Source organism: Halostagnicola alkaliphila, from assembly GCF_055379965.1.
On the sequence record NZ_AP043827.1, the window covers coordinates 221,617 to 238,837 of the forward strand.

Annotated in this window: 18 protein-coding genes and 1 pseudogene; 10 read left to right on the plus strand and 9 right to left on the minus strand. The window is 54.0% G+C overall.

Translation table 11 applies throughout. The features are described from left to right. Window positions 1-198: 198 nt before the first annotated feature. The gene (locus ACZ5C7_RS23090; protein WP_464378519.1) at window positions 199-624 is read left to right on the plus strand and encodes a universal stress protein; all 426 of its coding nucleotides are present in this window, start codon (window positions 199-201) and stop codon (window positions 622-624) included. Between the two features lie 85 nt (window positions 625-709). Here the strand turns inward: ACZ5C7_RS23090 and ACZ5C7_RS23095 are convergent, their stop codons facing one another. The 6 genes and pseudogenes from ACZ5C7_RS23095 to ACZ5C7_RS23120 form a co-directional block, all read right to left on the minus strand. Then, the gene (locus tag ACZ5C7_RS23095; protein WP_464378520.1) at window positions 710-1,102 is read right to left on the minus strand and encodes a universal stress protein; all 393 of its coding nucleotides are present in this window, start codon (window positions 1,100-1,102) and stop codon (window positions 710-712) included. Between the two features lie 239 nt (window positions 1,103-1,341). After that, window positions 1,342-1,758, minus strand: a complete 417-nt coding sequence (locus ACZ5C7_RS23100) for an acyl-CoA thioesterase (RefSeq protein ID WP_464378521.1) — start codon at window positions 1,756-1,758, stop codon at window positions 1,342-1,344. 191 nt (window positions 1,759-1,949) lie between these two features. After that, window positions 1,950-2,578, minus strand: a pseudogene (locus ACZ5C7_RS23105) (IS6 family transposase). A gap of 597 nt (window positions 2,579-3,175) precedes the next feature. Further along, a complete protein-coding gene (locus ACZ5C7_RS23110; protein WP_464378522.1) occupies window positions 3,176-4,120 on the minus strand; it encodes a DUF8008 family protein in 945 nt (314 codons plus the stop codon). A 94-nt stretch (window positions 4,121-4,214) separates the two neighbouring features. Next, window positions 4,215-4,913, minus strand: coding sequence for a zinc ribbon domain-containing protein (locus ACZ5C7_RS23115; RefSeq protein ID WP_464378523.1), 699 nt, complete (start codon window positions 4,911-4,913; stop codon window positions 4,215-4,217). After that, window positions 4,906-5,178: a hypothetical protein gene (locus tag ACZ5C7_RS23120; protein ID WP_464378524.1), complete on the minus strand. Its 273-nt coding sequence runs from the start codon at window positions 5,176-5,178 to the stop codon at window positions 4,906-4,908. The genes ACZ5C7_RS23115 and ACZ5C7_RS23120 overlap by 8 nt, the downstream gene beginning before the upstream one ends. A gap of 207 nt (window positions 5,179-5,385) precedes the next feature. Between ACZ5C7_RS23120 and ACZ5C7_RS23125 the strand changes: the two genes are divergently transcribed. The 6 genes from ACZ5C7_RS23125 to ACZ5C7_RS23150 all read left to right on the plus strand — a co-directional run bounded on the left by ACZ5C7_RS23125 (window position 5,386) and on the right by ACZ5C7_RS23150 (window position 12,744). After that, the gene (locus ACZ5C7_RS23125; protein WP_464378839.1) at window positions 5,386-5,682 is read left to right on the plus strand and encodes a PhiH1 repressor; all 297 of its coding nucleotides are present in this window, start codon (window positions 5,386-5,388) and stop codon (window positions 5,680-5,682) included. 311 nt (window positions 5,683-5,993) lie between these two features. Then, window positions 5,994-6,764 (plus strand): hypothetical protein, encoded by a 771-nt coding sequence (locus ACZ5C7_RS23130; protein WP_464378525.1) that lies wholly within the window; start codon window positions 5,994-5,996, stop codon window positions 6,762-6,764. An 881-nt stretch (window positions 6,765-7,645) separates the two neighbouring features. Then, window positions 7,646-8,320: a helix-turn-helix domain-containing protein gene (locus ACZ5C7_RS23135; RefSeq protein ID WP_464378526.1), complete on the plus strand. Its 675-nt coding sequence runs from the start codon at window positions 7,646-7,648 to the stop codon at window positions 8,318-8,320. After that, window positions 8,317-9,012 carry a hypothetical protein gene (locus tag ACZ5C7_RS23140; protein WP_464378527.1) on the plus strand — a complete coding sequence of 232 codons (696 nt, stop codon included), beginning with the start codon at window positions 8,317-8,319 and terminating at the stop codon, window positions 9,010-9,012. Before ACZ5C7_RS23135 ends, ACZ5C7_RS23140 begins: the two co-directional genes overlap by 4 nt. 2,312 nt (window positions 9,013-11,324) lie before the next feature. After that, a complete protein-coding gene (locus ACZ5C7_RS23145; protein WP_464378528.1) occupies window positions 11,325-11,825 on the plus strand; it encodes a hypothetical protein in 501 nt (166 codons plus the stop codon). A gap of 373 nt (window positions 11,826-12,198) precedes the next feature. After that, entirely contained in the window at window positions 12,199-12,744 is a 546-nt protein-coding gene (locus ACZ5C7_RS23150; RefSeq protein WP_464378529.1) for a helix-turn-helix domain-containing protein, read from the plus strand. 329 nt (window positions 12,745-13,073) lie between these two features. Here the strand turns inward: ACZ5C7_RS23150 and msrA are convergent, their stop codons facing one another. Beyond that, on the minus strand, window positions 13,074-13,601 hold the full coding sequence (gene msrA / locus ACZ5C7_RS23155; RefSeq protein WP_464378530.1) for a peptide-methionine (S)-S-oxide reductase MsrA: 528 nt from the start codon (window positions 13,599-13,601) through the stop codon (window positions 13,074-13,076). A 94-nt stretch (window positions 13,602-13,695) separates the two neighbouring features. Then, a complete protein-coding gene (locus ACZ5C7_RS23160) occupies window positions 13,696-14,358 on the minus strand; it encodes a 2,5-diamino-6-(ribosylamino)-4(3H)-pyrimidinone 5'-phosphate reductase (RefSeq protein WP_464378531.1) in 663 nt (220 codons plus the stop codon). 101 nt (window positions 14,359-14,459) lie between these two features. Here ACZ5C7_RS23160 and ACZ5C7_RS23165 point away from each other — a divergent pair, with 101 nt between their 5' ends. Together ACZ5C7_RS23165 and ACZ5C7_RS23170 are read left to right on the plus strand one after the other, a co-directional pair. Further along, a complete protein-coding gene (locus ACZ5C7_RS23165; protein WP_464378532.1) occupies window positions 14,460-14,678 on the plus strand; it encodes a hypothetical protein in 219 nt (72 codons plus the stop codon). Window positions 14,679-15,156: 478 nt separating this feature from the next. Further along, on the plus strand, window positions 15,157-15,912 hold the full coding sequence (locus ACZ5C7_RS23170; RefSeq protein ID WP_464378533.1) for a helix-turn-helix transcriptional regulator: 756 nt from the start codon (window positions 15,157-15,159) through the stop codon (window positions 15,910-15,912). Window positions 15,913-16,018: 106 nt separating this feature from the next. Here ACZ5C7_RS23170 and ACZ5C7_RS23175 read toward each other — a convergent pair whose 3' ends face one another. After that, on the minus strand, window positions 16,019-16,339 hold the full coding sequence (locus tag ACZ5C7_RS23175) for an ArsR/SmtB family transcription factor (protein ID WP_464378534.1): 321 nt from the start codon (window positions 16,337-16,339) through the stop codon (window positions 16,019-16,021). A gap of 96 nt (window positions 16,340-16,435) precedes the next feature. Here ACZ5C7_RS23175 and ACZ5C7_RS23180 point away from each other — a divergent pair, with 96 nt between their 5' ends. Then, window positions 16,436-17,188 (plus strand): HFX_2341 family transcriptional regulator domain-containing protein, encoded by a 753-nt coding sequence (locus ACZ5C7_RS23180; RefSeq protein WP_464378535.1) that lies wholly within the window; start codon window positions 16,436-16,438, stop codon window positions 17,186-17,188. The last annotated feature ends 33 nt before the right edge of the window (window positions 17,189-17,221 follow it).

Consider the following 17,221-nt stretch of genomic DNA (forward strand, 5'->3'; position numbering starts at 1 on the left):
GGGTGCGCCGGCACTGACTGACAGTGACCCGTAGCACATTCTTGCAATCGGAACCGATATTCGCGCCGATTCACGCCCGCGGCGTCTCTCATGTTCCGCCGTCGTAACTCCTACGGTCGATTCTGTACGTGTGGTGTCACATCGATTGACGGGACCGTTCGCCTAAACGTTTAGTAGGTATCACTCGAATGCTACTACATGGCAATCCTCTGTGCGATCGACGACGACAATTCACACGAATCCGTCCTGACGACGGCCGATGAACTCGCTCGAGCATTCGACGATGAACTGGTCGTCCTTTCCGTTATGACCGAAGAGCGCTTCGAGACTCGATCCGAGAACCAACCCGAGTACTACGTTGACGATGCCGCTCGAGAAGCTCAAACGAGCGCTCGCGAAGCCGCGGCCGACGTTCTCGAAACCACCGAACGGGTCGTCGCTCGCGGCCGAGTCGGTGATCCGACCGAAGAAATTCTCGAGGTCGCAGAGCGGTTGCCCGCCCGATATCTCGTGGTGGGCGGACGGAAACGCTCGCCCGTCGGCAAAGCGCTGTTTGGAAGCGTAACCCAATCGATATTATTGAGTTCGCCCTCACCCGTCGTTGCCGTCATGGACGAACAGTAGCGACGTCGAATCTGCCCGGAAACGCCGTTAAACGAATCGTCTAACCGTCTCCGAGGTCACAAACGTTACGTGACAGGATCCCTGCTCACTTCGGCGTACAGACCAACACTGGACTCTCCGATTCGAGGATAACCTGTTGTGTCACGCTTCCAAAGAGCGCTTTCCCAGTCGGCGTTCGCTTTCGGCTGACGAGGCTAATCGAGTCGGCATCTAAGGTCTTTCCCTTTTCGATAATATCTCGCGCTGCATCACCGCTCGATTGTGACACCTCGACGGTGAACCCCTCGTTCTCGAGTAGTTCGGTTGCCTTCTTTACCGAACTCAGACTCTCGACAGCTGCGTCGTCGCCGTCGGAGCGAAAGACGTGATAGATGTGAACCGTTGTTTGACTCCTGTCGAATGATTGTCTCGTAATGGATGCGACTTGGGTCTTTGTTCGTTCGACGCTCGTGTCGATGCACAGCAGTATCGTGTTCATAATTCCGTGGTCTCGTTATCGGTAGTCATTTCGGTGGGTCGGTTGATCGACCGAAATTCGTTTTCCCACACGTTTTGTCCTACTAATGTATTTATTCTACTGAGTTATATGCATTTCTGTCGTTATTTGTAATGTACAACCCGACTCGAAGGAGACAATGGCTTCCGATATCACTGATTAGTATCGGTCTATTCACGCTTGGCTGTCGGAATGCCTCCGAAACTATCCGGCAAAACTACTTAGTCATCCCCGTGACGAATATCGACGGTTTCCAGCGAATTTCGAAGCCCGTCGGGGATCTCGATCCCGCTATCGCCGCCGACTGGAACGCAGACCCGATGTTCGATTCCTTCGAACACGACATCGCCGTCGTGGGTAGCGGTGTATTCGAACTGCACGCTCGTTTCGCCCACGGTTGGGGTCAGTTCGATTGCGACGTCATCGCCGGCTTCTATCTGCCGGTTGAAATCGAAGTCCAACGAAACGAGCGGTAAGCCGAACTCGTGATCCTGGGACAACTCCCAAAACGGCCAGCCGATAGATTCCATGAGCATATCCGAGGTTTCGTGAACTGCGTCGATCATGCGAGGATAGTGAGCGATCCCGAACGGATCCGTATCCGAGAATCGCACTGTCCAGGTGCGCGTGAAACTCATTGGTAACGTACTGTAGACGTGTTCCCGCGCAGTATATATGTCGTATGATGTTCGTTGGATCGTCGCCGAACGCTCGAGAGCAGACAGCAAATGACCGCTCCTTCGAAAATAACAAATTCGATATCTGTATTTTAATATCTCACTATTTCGCCATATATTTTCAGGTGAGCCACGATCTTCCGTGGAATTGTTTAGATTAGCTGGTTACAGCAGTATGCGACGCTCTGAAACCATGTTTCGGCCGTTTTTCGGATCGGTGTTTTTGAAGCAGATACTGAACTGGAACGTTACGTTTTGCTTCTTGGAAAACACGTTCAACGCTGTTGGGTCAACTGCGGCGGTCGTACCGAAACTCGTAGCCTCGCCGGTGGAGCCCGGATTTCAGCGACTCGGCGGAGTCACTGGGTACCACTGCCTCGTCGTCGCGTTTCTCGCTGCGGTCGTCGAGAAATATTCCGGTGAAGTCAGTATTTCTCGTCGGACAGCCGAAGATGGAGACATTCGTTCGTTTCGGGTTCAACCGCCGCAAACAGCCAGTCCCGTCGTCGTTACGTTGGATCACAGTTTCGTCACTCGCAACGTGATTCGGTGACTTGTTATTCTCGGACTGTAACTCCGTGTTTTGCACCCACTTGTGAACGGGAGATCGAGCACGGTCGACACCAAAAATCTCTAAAACACAAATAGTATCCAAAATCGATATATCGGCGCTATGAAGGAGGATACTGAGCCGCATCAGCTCGCGCGGTGTCGCTTCTCGCTCTACAAATTCTAACTGAATGTCGGTGCTAGGTAACGTGAGGCGGATGCATTCGGGCATGGTAGCCACGAATCCCACTGCCTTACACCTTCGAACTCTCATCTGAACAGCGCCGGGGCTGACTGGTGCAATGACACCGACTAGTAGGGGCTGATCGTGCGAGCGAAGAATCCGCCGCCCGGAAGGTGGCGGCGCATTCGCCAGCTATGCTCTTCGTTGGAGCCTACGACCAGGGCTACTGGCGCAGCCAGCGCGCCGCCTCGGAAACCGCACAGAGGAGTGCCGACTGACCGCGTTCGACCGCCCAGTTCGACCGCCCGGTAACTGTTACTCCACCGTAAGCGACTCAAACTACGCACGTCGTGGCATCGCAGCAATACGAACCAGCGTGGAATGACTCACAGCGGCTACGATCGTTCCGGTGACACCTGACGTCTTCAGTGACCGTTCTCAGCCCGTCCTCGGCTCGGGACCGGCGACGACCGATCGAGCGACGGACACGCGAGTACCGGGACGCGCAATCAACCGCGAGCGTGCGAATTTGTGTTAGCCGTAGAGAGCGAACCCCTTCTCAGAGAGGTGTGGGAATACCGGGGACAGCATCACCCGTCGACGCCACCTGTCACCAGGGCGTGCTCCGCAGCCGCTTTCGGTCCTTCACCCGGAATCCCCGCCCGATTCCGTTCCTTCACCGGGAATCTCTGCATCCGCCAGCAGCAGGACGCGGCGCTCGGTGTACTCGAGCCCGTTCTTGCGCTGTCGTTTCCGCTTGATCGCGAGCCGGTTCTTCGAGAGATCGGGCATCGCATCGATCGTTCTGGAGACGAGCTTCTTCGCGTAGTCGTCGCTGATGCCCGTCTCTTGCCGGCGGATCCAGTGTTTCATATCGCTCGCCGTGACGTACTCGCGGATGTCTGCACTGCCGTTCTTCCACGGGTCGTCGCCGATTCCGGGATCGGTGCGTGCCTTCCAGAGCTTCGCGGCGAGCCGCGAAGGCAGCGATGACGTCGTCGCGTGAAGCATGTCGTCGTCCAGCTTCGCGAGTTGCTGGATCGGGAGCAGATCGGCGTGTGCCAGCGCGATGTCACCGCCGCGCTCGAGCGGGTCGTCGCTCTCGGGAAGTCGGAAGTACCGCCTGCCGTCGTCCTTGCTGATCCGCTCGAGGCGGCCATCGGGGACGTCGATTTGGCTTTCGTCGACGTTCTCCTCGAGCAGATGCGCGCCCTTCTCGAGTTCGCGGGCCTGGAGCTCGCCGACGCGACCTTTGTTCGCCTCGAGTTTCTTTTCGTGGGCGTCCAGTCGCGCCTCGATCGGCGGTCGTGCGTCCTCGAGTTCGTCGATTCGGGCCTCGAGGCGTTCGTTTTCTTCGCGGGTGCGTTCGAATTTGCTCTCGAGACGATCGGTTTCCGTCCGGGCGCGTTCGAGTTCGTTTTCGAGGCGGTCCAGACGCTCGTCCTTTCGCTCGAGGGCGGATTCGAGCGCGGCGGTCCGCTTGCGAAGGGACTCGAGTTCGGTAGCCAGCGCGTTGGTGGTCGATGCGTTCGATTCGGAGTGGTTGGAAGCGAAACCGTCGGTATCGGAGTTCTCGGAATTCGTGGTCATGTCGTCGGGGTTGGGATGGGGTGGTAGGCACGCCGATACAGCTGGAGCTCGGTGGGCAGACGGACGGTCGGGGACAGGAGACGGGCGACCGCTCCTATGGCGGCCGTTGCAGCCGTTGGGACCGCCGCTCAGCGACGAGCGTGGGAGGCGCTCCCCTCGAGAACGAAGACGGGGACCGGTACGCACATCGCCGGCCGGGGTAGTACCGCCGTGCGAGGACCTTCGCGGCGTTGTAATCCGCACAGAGCGTCCCGACGTGGCAGTTCGGGTTGGTACAGCAGAACGTCTCACCGTCCGGTCGATCGCCGATGACGCCGCAGGCGTGACACTCCTGGGAGGAGTACGCTTCGGGCACCGTCGCGACCTCGAGGCCGCAGTCGCCTGCAATTTCGCGAAGGTGCAGGTGGGCCGTCGGGAGTAGCCATGCCGTTCCTCGGTGGGCGTTGGGAGCGGTCAACCACGTCCACAGGTCCGGCTGGTAGTGGCTGTCCTCGGTGACCAGCACGGGCCGGTCGTACGCGCTCGCGTACTCGCAGATCTCCCGCGCGGCCGCGTCGATTTCCTCGAGGAGGCCGTCGCGACGGCGCGTTACGTACGAGACGATCGTCTCGCGGTCCGCTCCCTCGTAGAACAGCGCGGTAACTCGGTCGCGAAGCTCGTCGAGGTGAGCGCAGATCTCCTCGCCGCAGATCGTGGAAGCACCGCTCGAGTCCGGCATTTTCACCGGAGACGCGGTGTAGAGGTTGTATTCACCGAGGTCGACGCCGATCGCGGTTCGGTCGGCGTTACGCATCGGGATCACCTGGTGCGGGGTCTGACTCGAGTTCGAAAAGAATCGCGTCGTCGTCCGCGACGATGATCTCGTCGTAGCGGGCGGTGGTGTGGTGTTTTGGTGTCTTTGCGGGGAACTGTTCGGACGGGTTGGGAGGGGATGTACTGTCTTTGGTTCGTGTAGAGGGGTGTGGGTTCTGCGTGGTGTTCTCGAGGCCAGTCGACTGGCCGGCTGTACTGTCGTCTAGTGGGCAATATTCATTGCCCTCCGGTTGCTCGTATTTCATGGCTTCTGAAACCCGTGCAGGGATCGGAAGCCAAGTTCGGCGTGTAGAGGCACGCCGGGCACTTTTCGTACCTGTAACGACTTGGCTTCCTATTCACATCTGGTAACGCCAGTTACATAATACTTACTGTGAATTACGCAGTAAATGCTGGGGATAGTAGAATGATTAATGTGGATATCGGACCAACACCATCTAACCGGGAATACTATGAGTTTACCAGTGAATACTGAATACAAGATGCGAAAGCCTGCGGATTGGATGGTCCCCAGTGATGATCGAATACTCGAATTGCTTCGAGCGGAAGGAAATCTCACGCCACAGGCTGTTGAGGATTTTGGGGGACCCGTCGCTGGGCACGCAAGTGATCGGCTCCCTGTGTTGGCCAAATATGGTCTCGTCACGAAGATATCTCGAGGACTCTATCGAATCACTGACACAGGGGACGCATATCTCGATGAGGAACTCGATGCCAGCGAGCTCGAGCCAGTTGGTGATTCTGAATGATGATCTTTGCTCCGGCAATCTAGTCAGGACGCAGTTACCTGTTGGTGAACACGGACTCTATATTCCGCACTACCTCACAATGATATAGTCTTCATTCTATGTACAAACTGGTGCAAAATCTAGGTATCTGTGTAGTTGAATCCAGTTCTGCACACGATTTGCCCTCATTCGTGTGCATATATGCGGAACGGATTTTGTTAGCGTGTGGCCCCAAGGGGGGATGAGAAGGTTAGTCGGAAACTCTCGTGTTTATGAGTATGTGGTGGACAAACACAAGGAATTAATAATATATCTATCTCGGTAGACAGTAGATGAGACTGATATTTTCCGCCCTACTTCTGAAATTGAAAACCAGGGTGAGTCCTTCGGTGTTCAGAATCTATTTTGTAGTATTTGGACCTGTATCTATAATCGCCACCGCTTATTTGATAGAAAAAGGACTTACAAGGGTAATCTTTTCTGTCTTGATAGGAAAGATACCAGTCCAATTGCTTTTCTCAATTCAAACGGGCTATAATATTTTGCTTCTCGGGTTCCTCTCCGCATATTTTATCCTTTCTCTGAATTTACTACGCAAAATCATACCATATACTTGGAACCGTTTTACTCCACCATTTGCGAAGGAGATTGAATTAAGTAATCAAGATGCGAGCGAGGAAAAGATCAAAGAAGCAGAACGGAATTGTTTTTGGTTTCTCATAGCCGGAGTTGTATTTGCGTATTGCCTACCTCTTATCTTTGGTTTCACACCTTTCCGTCGCGGATATATCAGATATTTCGAATGGCCAATACCCTCATTCCTAGGCCAGCTATCCTCATATGGAATGGATCTCCCAATAATTAGCGATCTAACTCTACTTTCAGAGTTCATTTCTGCTCCAGACTTATTTGGATATTTTATTATCGCTATTCCACTTGTGTTGATCGCTATTGGAACTAGAAACTTGATATATTTATTTAGGATTCGAGAGGTTGTCTTGTCAACTAAACATGATCTGTGGCCAGAATGGCGTTTATTTATAAAATGGATGCCCCATTTTGGTCTTCTACTTTCCATAGCGATCGTCTGGTTTGAGACGTAACGATAATCACTTTTGACGAAGGCTGGATAACTACCGTTTCGAGTGAATTAGGTGGAACAACCACTGCAGAAGCGGGGCGGTGTAATTATTGCGCTGTCCCTTGGGTACGCTGCGGAGGCTAGGCGGTTAGTTTGTGAGCCCAGCAACAGCTATTCAAGCTGGCAAATTGCGTCACTCACTGTAAGTCCGTGCTGGTCCGCGATCTCAGCTGCAAGGTTCAAGGCCCAGTCTTCTCTCTCTATCCCTCTGTACTCATATGCAGTGCCAGCGCGTGGACGATCAGTAAATCATCTTGTGGATTTCGCATGACGCTCACGTCTGGCCACGGCTTTATTGATAAACCCTCGTAGGCATATTCGACAATCACAGTTATCGAGGACCCACTACGTTCTATCAGTAGTTTAGCGTCGCTGTAACGTCCAACATCGGCCAGCCAAATTTTTCGCTAGCGCGGCACGGGCTCTGCGCGCCGCGCAATTACCCTGGCATGCGGTGGACCATTCGAACAGCGTTGATCATACCTACTGGCCGTCAGTGGGCTCTCCGGAGAGGTCTTCGCAAGGATTATTGACACGCTCATTCACGGTTTCGAGTCGCCCCACTCACACCGAAACACGGTGAATGCGAAGCGACCGCGATTGCTCCGGGTGGCTACGATACGCCCTCTACATCGGCAGCTCGGGTGGGCTGGTGGGGCGACCAATCATACGAACAGAACTAACGAATATCCGTGCTGTATCTCTGTAACAGAAATCTGTTATAGGCACCTGTAATGAGAATCCGTTCTGAGAGAGCTACATGAATTGGTCCGCAGTTCACCACGAGAGAAGGCATCCTCGAGTAAGATATTTAACTGTAACCGGATTATTGGTAACTAACAGATGTACGAGGTACTCGACGACACGGCGGCACGAGCCATCCTCGCTATAGAGAGTGACGACTCCATCCGCCGTGTCGCACAGCATCTCCACATGCCCTACGAGACGGTCAGACAGGCCGTTAACCGGCTCGAGGAAGCTGGGTACGTCCAGTACGATGACGGCCTCTCCGTCGTTGACGACCGCGTACGTGACGCGGCCCGCGAACTGGTAGCCGCGAGTGCCAGCGTCAGTCCACCATCGATCGAAGAGGCATACGTCATCCCACAATTCGGAGCGTGGCCGTACGCGTTCACACGGATCGACGCCGTCTACGTGTGGACGCAGGGCGGGTACCAGGTTGGACGTGATCCCGACGACTATCCGTTGTTCCTTGCCGTTCGCGAGCAAGACGTCCACCACTGGGAGGCATTCTTCGAGTCATTCGATCTCCCCACCGCGTTTGAGCGTCAACCGAGAGACGAGCTCACAGAGCCGCTGCAGATTGTGCTCGATCCTCAGCCATCACTCGAGATCGACCATGTCGAAGGCTATCCGGTCATTCCACGAGCGGAAACGATCGAGTATATGCGAGAACATTACGCGCAGTTCCAGTCTGCCCTCGCGATGGTCGACCGGATGTACGATGATCTCGACCTCGGTGTTGCCTACCGAGAGAGTGAGCGGGCCCAATCATGAGTTTCCACAATCGGAGTGATGCGCTCATCGAACTCCTCGAAGAACTCACCCAGAGTGACCACGGGTACGTACTTGTCGGCGGCTACGCTGTGTCAGCGTTCAACGCGCGCTTTTCGACAGACCTCGATATCGTCGTTGCACCGAATTCCAAAGCGGCGTTTGCCGAGTTTCTCGAAACCCGTGGATTCGAGGAAACGGACAGTCACGCCAAGGAGTGGTTTTACGACACAGAAGTGATCGAGTACGAAAAGAGACTTGCACCCCAGCAACCGATCGGCTTCGATTTGCTGGTGAACGGACTTGGCTGTCGACAGACGGAGGCACAGTGGTCGTTCGAGTATCTGTTCGACCACAGCCACGAACAAGAAGTAAACGGCGGGACAGTTACGACGAGTGCCAGAGTTATCGATGGGGCCGTTCTCGTGGCAGCAAAGCTTCACAGTGGCCGCGAGACAGATCTTCGAGACGTCTTAGCGGTCGCAGAAGAGATTGACTTGGAAACCGTCACACCCCACCTGCAGCGGGGAGACGAAGATGGCCTTCGGGACCAACTCGAGCGTGGCCTCGAGATTTTAGAAAGCGAAGATCTCAAGCACGGATATCGGAGTGATTTCGGGGCGTCAGCTGTCTCAACAGAGACGGTCACAGCCCTGCAAGAGTATCTGTCTGCGCAAGTCACACAACTGGGCTAACAGCAGTCAGAGTCCTCTCGGATCACTATCAACGGTACTCGAAAACACGATGTTCGTCCATCGGTCTGATCACCGCAGTCTCAGCCTAGGAAACCAGGAATTTCCGGAGACAGTCCTAACGAGTTCTCTTCACGAGAGATAGTTAGCCGGTAGAAGCCTCTAAGCCAACTATTATCCAATATTATCGAGACACTTTCCGGAAACGACCCAGTCACACGTTTTTATGACTTGCCGGAAAACCAAACTATCACTAACGTATGATCCGCGATGCTCGAGCCCTCGAGCAACTGGACGTCACAGTCGCCAACTACACAGGCAATCGTCTCTCGAAGGTGGCTACCGATGGGCTTGTCGAGCGTGTCGCTCAAGGCCTCTATCGGATCACTGACGGCGGGAGTCTTTCTTAACGAGAACTTGATTCGAGCGCACTCGAGCCAGTTGGAGATACCGAATAACAGTAGTTGGTAGTACGGTTTCTTTATTCAGAGTGGGACGTAAAACTCGCGTTCAATATTGGTGAATCACTTATCCGACCCAAGTGACTCGAGATTGTAGTCTTCGAGGTCGTATTCCTCGAACAATACCAGTAGAACACCGAACGAAACAATTGCGACGTAGAAGACATCGAAACGTAGTGGTCCAACAGTAATCAGGTGAATTCCCGGGCGGGATAACATCACTGTCGCAATCAGTCCAAAAAACCCGATAATTGGGTAGTGATAGTGGTATATCTTTGTCCACACTCGAAGCCACTTTCCCATACGATAAACAGATACTATCGCGGTATTAGTTTCTTTCCTGGTCAGTTCGCAGGTGTACTTACCGAACAACCCATTCCAGTGTCAGTACACTTCTAAATAAAGAACCCATATTATTGATTGGTGTCATGGATCTTTGTTCCGGCTATCTACTCAGGACGCAGTTACCTGCTAGTGAACACGGACTCTATATCTCGCAATGATCTAGTCTTTACTCCATGTGAAAGATGGAGCAAAGCTACTCTATAGGTAGTTGTATAGTGGATTCCAGTTATGCACACGATCAGTCCTCCTTCGTGTACAGATATGCGGAACGGATTTTGTCAGCGTGTGACCTCCGGGCACAGGGGTGTAACTTCTAAGGCACCATGAGGATGGAACAATCATTCAAAATATAGAACCAGACCTTTTCTATAAAACGTCACAATATAGCTAATATATGATCAAGAGTAAATTAGAGTCAATAAGAGAATATGCACCCCGGGATGTTCACGAAGCATTACGCCTTTTTACTGCAGGTCTTGCAGGTGTAGCCGCGAACCAAGCACAAATATGGACTTGGGGCCAACCTTTTTCTTTACAATAGCGGTAATACTCTTGTTCAGCTTTCTGCTGTTTACATTCAGGCTGATTTACGGAGACCATCGACAACAACCGAAAGTAGTGATAAACCATGATATTATGAACAGAAATAGAGGTTGTGATGCGAAAAAACCCGAATTGAATGATGAATTAGAAAAACAACAGGCATCTTGATTTATTAACTGTATACCTCTTTGCTCAAACTTTCTTCCCCCAACGGGGCGGGGTGTCTGTTGTTTCTGCTCCGCTGGCGCGGAGCGGTGCGGTGTATTTTGATTGGGTGATGTTAATCACACCCCCATCCAATCACGGTTCCACGTGTTCCGACACTTCCTTTTTCCAACACAGCAATCTACACGAGATACCTCGAGTCGCCCCACTCACACTCCATCGTACCATCAAGGTGGTCGAAGCCTGCCGTACTGCCGTGAGCCACCTAGTGCGATTGCGACGAGACTGTCTTCCCGCCGATCTCCGTAATTCGTTAGCTCCCTCGAGAGGGTGTCGTAGAAGTCTTCCCACGTTGATGATTACATCCACTTCTACGGTGAATTAGTCGATGAGTAGGTGTGCGAACTGACCGGCTACGTTAGTAACCTCAACGGGATTGTGAGGAAAACCCCGATAATTACGAGTGCAGAGAATACGTTCCATGATTGAGTGGTAATACTGTAAAGTAAGCCAGCCAAGATGAGGATATACCCAACAGAGACGAGATACAATACAGTCTCCCTTTTGAGAAGTCCATTTTCCGTTCCGTTATCTCTCAACATACACTCAATCTGGCGAAGAATAATAAATAGGTAGTGACACTGGGTTGTGCGAACTGTGAGTTCCCTGTGCTTGTCGAATCTGGGTGCCCACATAGTAGGTGTGAGACCCGTTATATGACACTCTCTCCCTCGAGACACCCACCAACCCCCAATCGACAGTACATTCATTATCCCCAAAACATAATCTAGGTCACACGTCATGAGTACCGCTCACCTCGAGAGTCCAACAAAAAGACGAGTAGCTGAACCCGTCCTGGCCGTCCTCGCAGTCCTGTTGGCGGCCGGGGTCGTAACCGAATCCCCGATTCTTTTCGAGTCGGTCCTCGGACTGGTTTGGCTCCCAGTCGCGATACTCGTTCCCGGACTCCTCGCCCTGTCCGTGCTGGTCGGTGCGCTGGCACACGGCATCCGACTCGGGTCGGCAGTTCTCGGTGCCGGCGATCGGATTCGGCCCGGTGACACGGCGGTGACTCGAGTCCTCGCCTCGGTCGTCCTCGGATCACTCGCCGCGTACGTCCTGTTTTGGGTCGGCGCAACCGTGTACGTCCACTACCTAGCCTCGGTCGGCGGTGTTTCCCCGTCGATCTGGCCGCCGTTGTTCGGCGGTGTGCTGGGTGTCCTCGCGCTGGGACGGGCCGCGTTCTTTCAGCTGTTCCCCGAAGGGCCACTGTCCCGACTGCGTGGCATGGCCCTCGAGTGAGTCGGCTTCCATACGCACGGCACTGTGGCCGTTATGAATCGGACTCTGAACTCGAGTCCGACGAACTCAGCGGAAAACACGACGTCGACGAGGCAGTGTTTCCCAGTGATTCCGCCGAGTAGCTGAAAGCTGCGCTCACCTGCCAAGGCTGTGAGTTTCGGTACGAACGTCACGGTTGACCCAACAGCGTTGAACGTGTCTTCCAGAAGTAAACGTCAACGTACCAGTTGAGAAATCCCTCCAAAACCGCCGATCCGAAAACGGCCGAAAAATGGCTTTAGAGCTTCGAGCACTGCTGGAATCAGCTAACCTGAACAATGCCCTCTCTTGTTGTAGATAGCTTTTTATTACGACTGGACTACATAGAACTACAATGGTAGAAGACGATTCGTTCGATGTCGCACCGCGCGACATCGTTATCCTCAAGGCGAGAGTGGACCATCCCACGGCATCGACCCGAAAACTCAGCCAGGTTCTGGAGTCCGAGTACGGAATAACCCTTTCTCATAACCGTATCAACGAAATCCTTCGGACGATGTCCGAGGAAGAAATATTTCGGGAAACGATCCTTCCGAACCGTGAAATTTTCATGCATTATCAGTTTCGAATCGCGTTCAACTTTCCGAACTTCGAGGACAACTGGAGAGCGTGCTACCAAGATCTGATGAACGATCCGCATATCTTGATGTTTTTCACCGCAGACAGCAACTATCACTGGCACTGTATCACGCAGTTCAGGACGAACGATCAGATGGAACGCTGGGTCCACGAGTTTTTCAAAGCCCACGGCGAACTCATCGCCGAGTTTCATAACACGATGCTCCACAGCGTCCACAAGTTCCAGACCGAGGCGGCGATTTTTGACGATATCCTTGCAGAAACTGAAGAGGGCCGTCAGTACCTCCAACACGGGGAGTAGTTTCCGCCCGTCGTCATACATGTCGGATTTATCAGGACTATGTAGATGCATCCCATTTCTGATAAAACCCACTTCATAGAAGGGGACGGATTTTCTATTATTGCACTGGCAGGGAAACTACTGTGTTTCTCCCCTCAGCTATAACTATGTGAATAATCCCGCATCCCCGGGGCGGTGAGAATCGTGAACGATTTACAGCCGAAAGTATCAGCGGTATGCTTGAGAGACCTGCCCTCGCTGCTGTTCGAGAGATATCTGTCCCTCGTGATGGGGATGCAAACACCACGAACCTCAACGAGAGCCGTTCGCTTTTCGTGAACGAAAGAACGTTACGCGTCCTGTTTGGCGAACCGTTCGCGAACCTTCTCCATTTTGGGAGCCGCGTGCATCGAACAGTACGCGTCGTTCGGGTTCTTCTCGAAGTAATTTTGGTGTTTCTCCTCGGCCTCGTAGAAGGTCTCCAGCGGTTCTATCTCCGTGACGATGGGGTCGTCGTAACCGCCTTCGGCCTCGAGGGCCTCGACGAACGACTCCGCGAGTTCGAGTTGGCCGTCGTCGTGAGCGTAGATAGCCGACCGATACTGCGACCCGACGTCGGGTCCCTCTCGGTCGCGAGTCGTCGGATTGTGAATCGTAAAGAACACCTCGAGCAGTTTCTCGTAGCTAACCGTCTCCGGGTCGTACTCCAGTTGGACGACTTCGGCGTGACCCGTCGTTCCCGAACAGACCTCTCGATAGGTCGGGTTATCGGTGTCGCCACCGGCGTAGCCCGACGTCGCCGACGCTACTCCCTCGAGTTGCTCGAACGCCGCTTCGACGCACCAGAAACATCCGCCACCGAATGTCGCTTGAGCCATACCCCTACTCGGTGGTCGACGAGGAAAGGTGTGGCGGGAACCTCGTCTCCGAGCGATCGATTCGGTATCCGTTCATCGTCGAATCAAATTTCCTTCAGTACTGAACGGCCCATTTCAACAGGACGCCGTCGTCGAGTTTCTCGATCCCTTCGAGGGATAGTTCCGGATAGTTTTCGACGAAGCCGTCTCCGTCGGCGAGCGAAGGGGCGTCGCGCCCGCCGATGATCTGTGGGCCGACGAAGACCAGTAGCTCGTCGACCAGCCCGTCGTCGAGGAGGGAAAAGATAAGCTCGCCGCCGCCTTCGACCATAATTTCCTCGAGGCCGTCTTGCTGGAGCGTGGCGAAGGCCCGGAGGAGGTCGACGCGGTCGTCACCGGCCGTGATGAGCGTTGTTCGCTCGGAGAGGTCCATTCGGCGCTCGACCGGCGCGCTTTCAGCGACGCAGAGATACGTCTGAGCCTCGTCGTCGACGACCCGCGCGTCCGGTGGGGTTCTGGCGTTCGAGTCGACGACAACGCGTGCGGGATTTGCCGGCTCTCCGGCCTCGACGCGGCGCTTCCGGTGTTCGCTCTGTTTGACGGTAAGCCGAGGGTCGTCCGCGAGCACCGTTCCGACGCCGACGACGATTGCATCGCTGTCCGCACGGAGGCGGTCGACGCGGGCGAAATCTTCGTCTCCGCTGATTCGCACCTGTTCGCGGCGTCTCGAGGAGAGTTTTCCATCCGCGCTCATCGCAGCGTTGACGACGACGTGCATACACGACTTCTAACGCGTTCAGTAAAGAATCCAATGTCCTGCCCTTCCAAACAGGAAATCGGGGACGTTTTGATGGGTACCGGTGAAGATCCTACCTGATTATGCCGAACGACTCCGAGGACCAGCCTCACGTCCCGATCGTTTGCGAACAGTGCGATACGACGGCTCGAGTGGCCCTTCCCGATCTGGCGGAGACGCTCACGGGCCACAACGAGCGATTACACGACGGCGAAGAACTGGCGGTCGTCGATCCCGATGTGGCGGATTCGCTGGCCAATCTAATCGCCGACGATATGGGGCTGTTCGACGACGCGGCGTGATTGTACTCGAGCGGACACCTCCTCGGAGGGGGTGCTCTTTGGACGCGCATGCGGTTTGGCCTCTCCTTAGTGTGGTTCGTAAAACAATTCGGCACTAGGCAGTCACCTGTTGTGACGTTCGGCTAAGAGCGGATGGTCACTGTCGTTCACTTCGCATCCTTTCGGAAACAGCCGTCCACGTGACCGCCAGGAAGATGGCACTGATTCGATCGCCAGACCGGGGATTACCGGTTTCAGCGGTGTCAGACTCGATATAGGGCCGAAGAGGACTTAATCGGCCGCTCACCGCACATCGGTGGTCGGAAGGGCGGTATCGAAATTCCCCTGTATACAGCAGGTATTCGTGACTCATTACAATAGAATATCCGCCGGTTGTTCTCCTTCCTTCCGTCGGTTTTCGAGACGTACCGTCTCTCGGCCACGGGATATATACGAGTCCCTGTCCACGGTAGAAGTAAGGTTGGTGGTCGAAGATACAATGGAACGGGCACTCCTTCAGCGACAGGAATTACTCGAGGCGCTGGTCGACGCTCCAAGTACGAAACCGGAACTCGTCGACCATACTGGCGTTTCTCGATCGACAATCGATCGTGGTATTTCTGATTTATTGGACCGAGATTGCGTCGAAAAAGTCGATTCTCGATTTCAACTGACTGAGACCGGTCGACTGGCACTCGAAGCCCGATGCGAATTTAGGACAACCATCAGTCAAATTCAGGAGGCGACACCGCTATTGGACGTTATCGGCCTCGACTCTGTCTCGATCGATCTTCTCCGTGGCGCAACGATCGACGTTGCTGATCCCAAACACCCGTGGAAAATACTCGACGAGAGCAGCGATACTGTCAACGCCGCGAATGCACTACACGGGACGGGCCCTGCTGTTTTTCCGAAGTTCTTCGACGACATTTCACAGTCGGTAGATAATAATGGACTGTTCTGTGAGCTCGTACTAGATAATACGGTATTTGATTCACTCGACGCGAGTCGCGTTCAGAAGTTGCGCGAATTGATACAAGCCGACAACGGCTCCCTCTTTCTGACGGATTTGAGCGATTCGTTCGCGGTCTGGATTTTCGATCTCCCGGACGGGGAGTACGCTGGAATCACCGTTTACAGTTCCGCTGGCCTCGAGGGCGTTATTTCTAACGACACCCCGAACGCGGTATCGTGGGCCCGGAGGGAGTATCGAGAACGAAAAGAGACGGCAGAGCTCTTGTGGGACTTTCAGTAGCCTGCCTGTCGACCGAACTTTTCCACTGAGACGCCCGCTTTGAAAGCCGTTTACTGGCTTGTATTGCGATCAAACTTCGTATCGGAACACGACTTCGAGAGGGAGTCTACCGCCGATCGATCTCCGCGTCGAATCCGTCGTCGGTAATCGTGATTGTGACTCGGTCGACAACCGGGTGGTAGACCTTACAGTGATTACCGTCAACCTGGACTTTCACGCCGGACGTGATGAGGCCGGCGTCCTCGAGGCTGTTCAGCCGCCGATAGATCGTGACCTTCGATCCCTCACAACGCTCTCGGAGTTCGGCCGCTGTTGACGGACTCTCTTTGATCGCCTCGAGAATCTCTGCCGCGTATTCGTCACTAAAGAGGGATATGACGTCAGCAAAGTCGATCTCGGTTTCGGGTGTGTCGGTTGTTTGTCTCATATCTGGTCGTACAGCCCATCGTATATTCAATTCTATCACGAAACTATCGAAACAATCGATACTACTATAGTATCTGTACTATCTATACTATTTACAATGACACGAGAGACGGAACTTCGGTCCATCGTCGAAGTTCACATCGCTCCGTTGGGGTACGAATTCGATCGAATCAAAGAGCCAGTTCTGGAGTACAACGCAGATATACTCTATCTACTTCGTGACACCAAACAGGAACCGCTCGATTACCACAGGGCATTGGAAACGACGCTCACTGAACGCGGTGTGTCCGTCCATTTCCAGGAAATCGACCTCGGGGATATGTACGATGTTTTGGGCGAAATCACGACGATCGCCGATAGTTATACCGACGACATCGTTCGAATCAACGTCTCGAGCGGCCCGAAACTGGCTGCGATCGGCGCTGCATTGGCCTGTATGGCCACCGACGCGAGCGGGTATCACGTCCATCCGGAGTCCAGATCTCACCCCGTTGCAGAGACGCCACGAACGGAGGGGATGCGGATGGCCGAGCAGCTCCCCTCCTATCCCCTCGAAACGCCGACGAAAGATCAGGTGCAGATACTGAACTACGTCGACGATACGGACGATTCGACGTACACGCCGAAAAAGAGCGATCTCATTACGTTCGCAGAGGAAGCCGAACTCGACTTTATCACGAGATCCGAGCCTGCAAACGACAAAGCGAAATTTGCACTGCTGAACAATCGGGTGATTACGCCGCTCGTCGACAACGGATACGTTCAGGTCGAATCCGTCGGCAGATCCAAACAGGTCTCTCTGACGGACACTGGTCACAATGCATTGCGAGCATTCCGTCACAAACTGTAGTTTTCGACTTGGTGTCCTCGAAACCTTCACTAT

Excerpts from the sequence above, each read along its gene's own strand:
- ACZ5C7_RS23100 (WP_464378521.1), bottom strand. The coding sequence starts at position 1,758 with ATGAGTTTCACGCGCACCTGGACAGTGCGATTCTCGGATACGGATCCG.
- ACZ5C7_RS23145 (WP_464378528.1), top strand. The coding sequence starts at position 11,325 with ATGAGTACCGCTCACCTCGAGAGTCCAACAAAAAGACGAGTAGCTGAA.
- ACZ5C7_RS23110 (WP_464378522.1), bottom strand. The coding sequence starts at position 4,120 with ATGACCACGAATTCCGAGAACTCCGATACCGACGGTTTCGCTTCCAAC.
- ACZ5C7_RS23115 (WP_464378523.1), bottom strand. The coding sequence starts at position 4,913 with ATGCGTAACGCCGACCGAACCGCGATCGGCGTCGACCTCGGTGAATAC.
- msrA (WP_464378530.1), bottom strand. The coding sequence starts at position 13,601 with ATGGCTCAAGCGACATTCGGTGGCGGATGTTTCTGGTGCGTCGAAGCG.
- ACZ5C7_RS23150 (WP_464378529.1), top strand. The coding sequence starts at position 12,199 with ATGGTAGAAGACGATTCGTTCGATGTCGCACCGCGCGACATCGTTATC.
- ACZ5C7_RS23165 (WP_464378532.1), top strand. The coding sequence starts at position 14,460 with ATGCCGAACGACTCCGAGGACCAGCCTCACGTCCCGATCGTTTGCGAA.
- ACZ5C7_RS23180 (WP_464378535.1), top strand. The coding sequence starts at position 16,436 with ATGACACGAGAGACGGAACTTCGGTCCATCGTCGAAGTTCACATCGCT.
- ACZ5C7_RS23135 (WP_464378526.1), top strand. The coding sequence starts at position 7,646 with ATGTACGAGGTACTCGACGACACGGCGGCACGAGCCATCCTCGCTATA.
- ACZ5C7_RS23095 (WP_464378520.1), bottom strand. The coding sequence starts at position 1,102 with ATGAACACGATACTGCTGTGCATCGACACGAGCGTCGAACGAACAAAG.
- ACZ5C7_RS23130 (WP_464378525.1), top strand. The coding sequence starts at position 5,994 with ATGAGACTGATATTTTCCGCCCTACTTCTGAAATTGAAAACCAGGGTG.
- ACZ5C7_RS23160 (WP_464378531.1), bottom strand. The coding sequence starts at position 14,358 with ATGCACGTCGTCGTCAACGCTGCGATGAGCGCGGATGGAAAACTCTCC.
- ACZ5C7_RS23125 (WP_464378839.1), top strand. The coding sequence starts at position 5,386 with ATGAGTTTACCAGTGAATACTGAATACAAGATGCGAAAGCCTGCGGAT.
- ACZ5C7_RS23140 (WP_464378527.1), top strand. The coding sequence starts at position 8,317 with ATGAGTTTCCACAATCGGAGTGATGCGCTCATCGAACTCCTCGAAGAA.
- ACZ5C7_RS23175 (WP_464378534.1), bottom strand. The coding sequence starts at position 16,339 with ATGAGACAAACAACCGACACACCCGAAACCGAGATCGACTTTGCTGAC.
- ACZ5C7_RS23120 (WP_464378524.1), bottom strand. The coding sequence starts at position 5,178 with ATGAAATACGAGCAACCGGAGGGCAATGAATATTGCCCACTAGACGAC.
- ACZ5C7_RS23170 (WP_464378533.1), top strand. The coding sequence starts at position 15,157 with ATGGAACGGGCACTCCTTCAGCGACAGGAATTACTCGAGGCGCTGGTC.
- ACZ5C7_RS23090 (WP_464378519.1), top strand. The coding sequence starts at position 199 with ATGGCAATCCTCTGTGCGATCGACGACGACAATTCACACGAATCCGTC.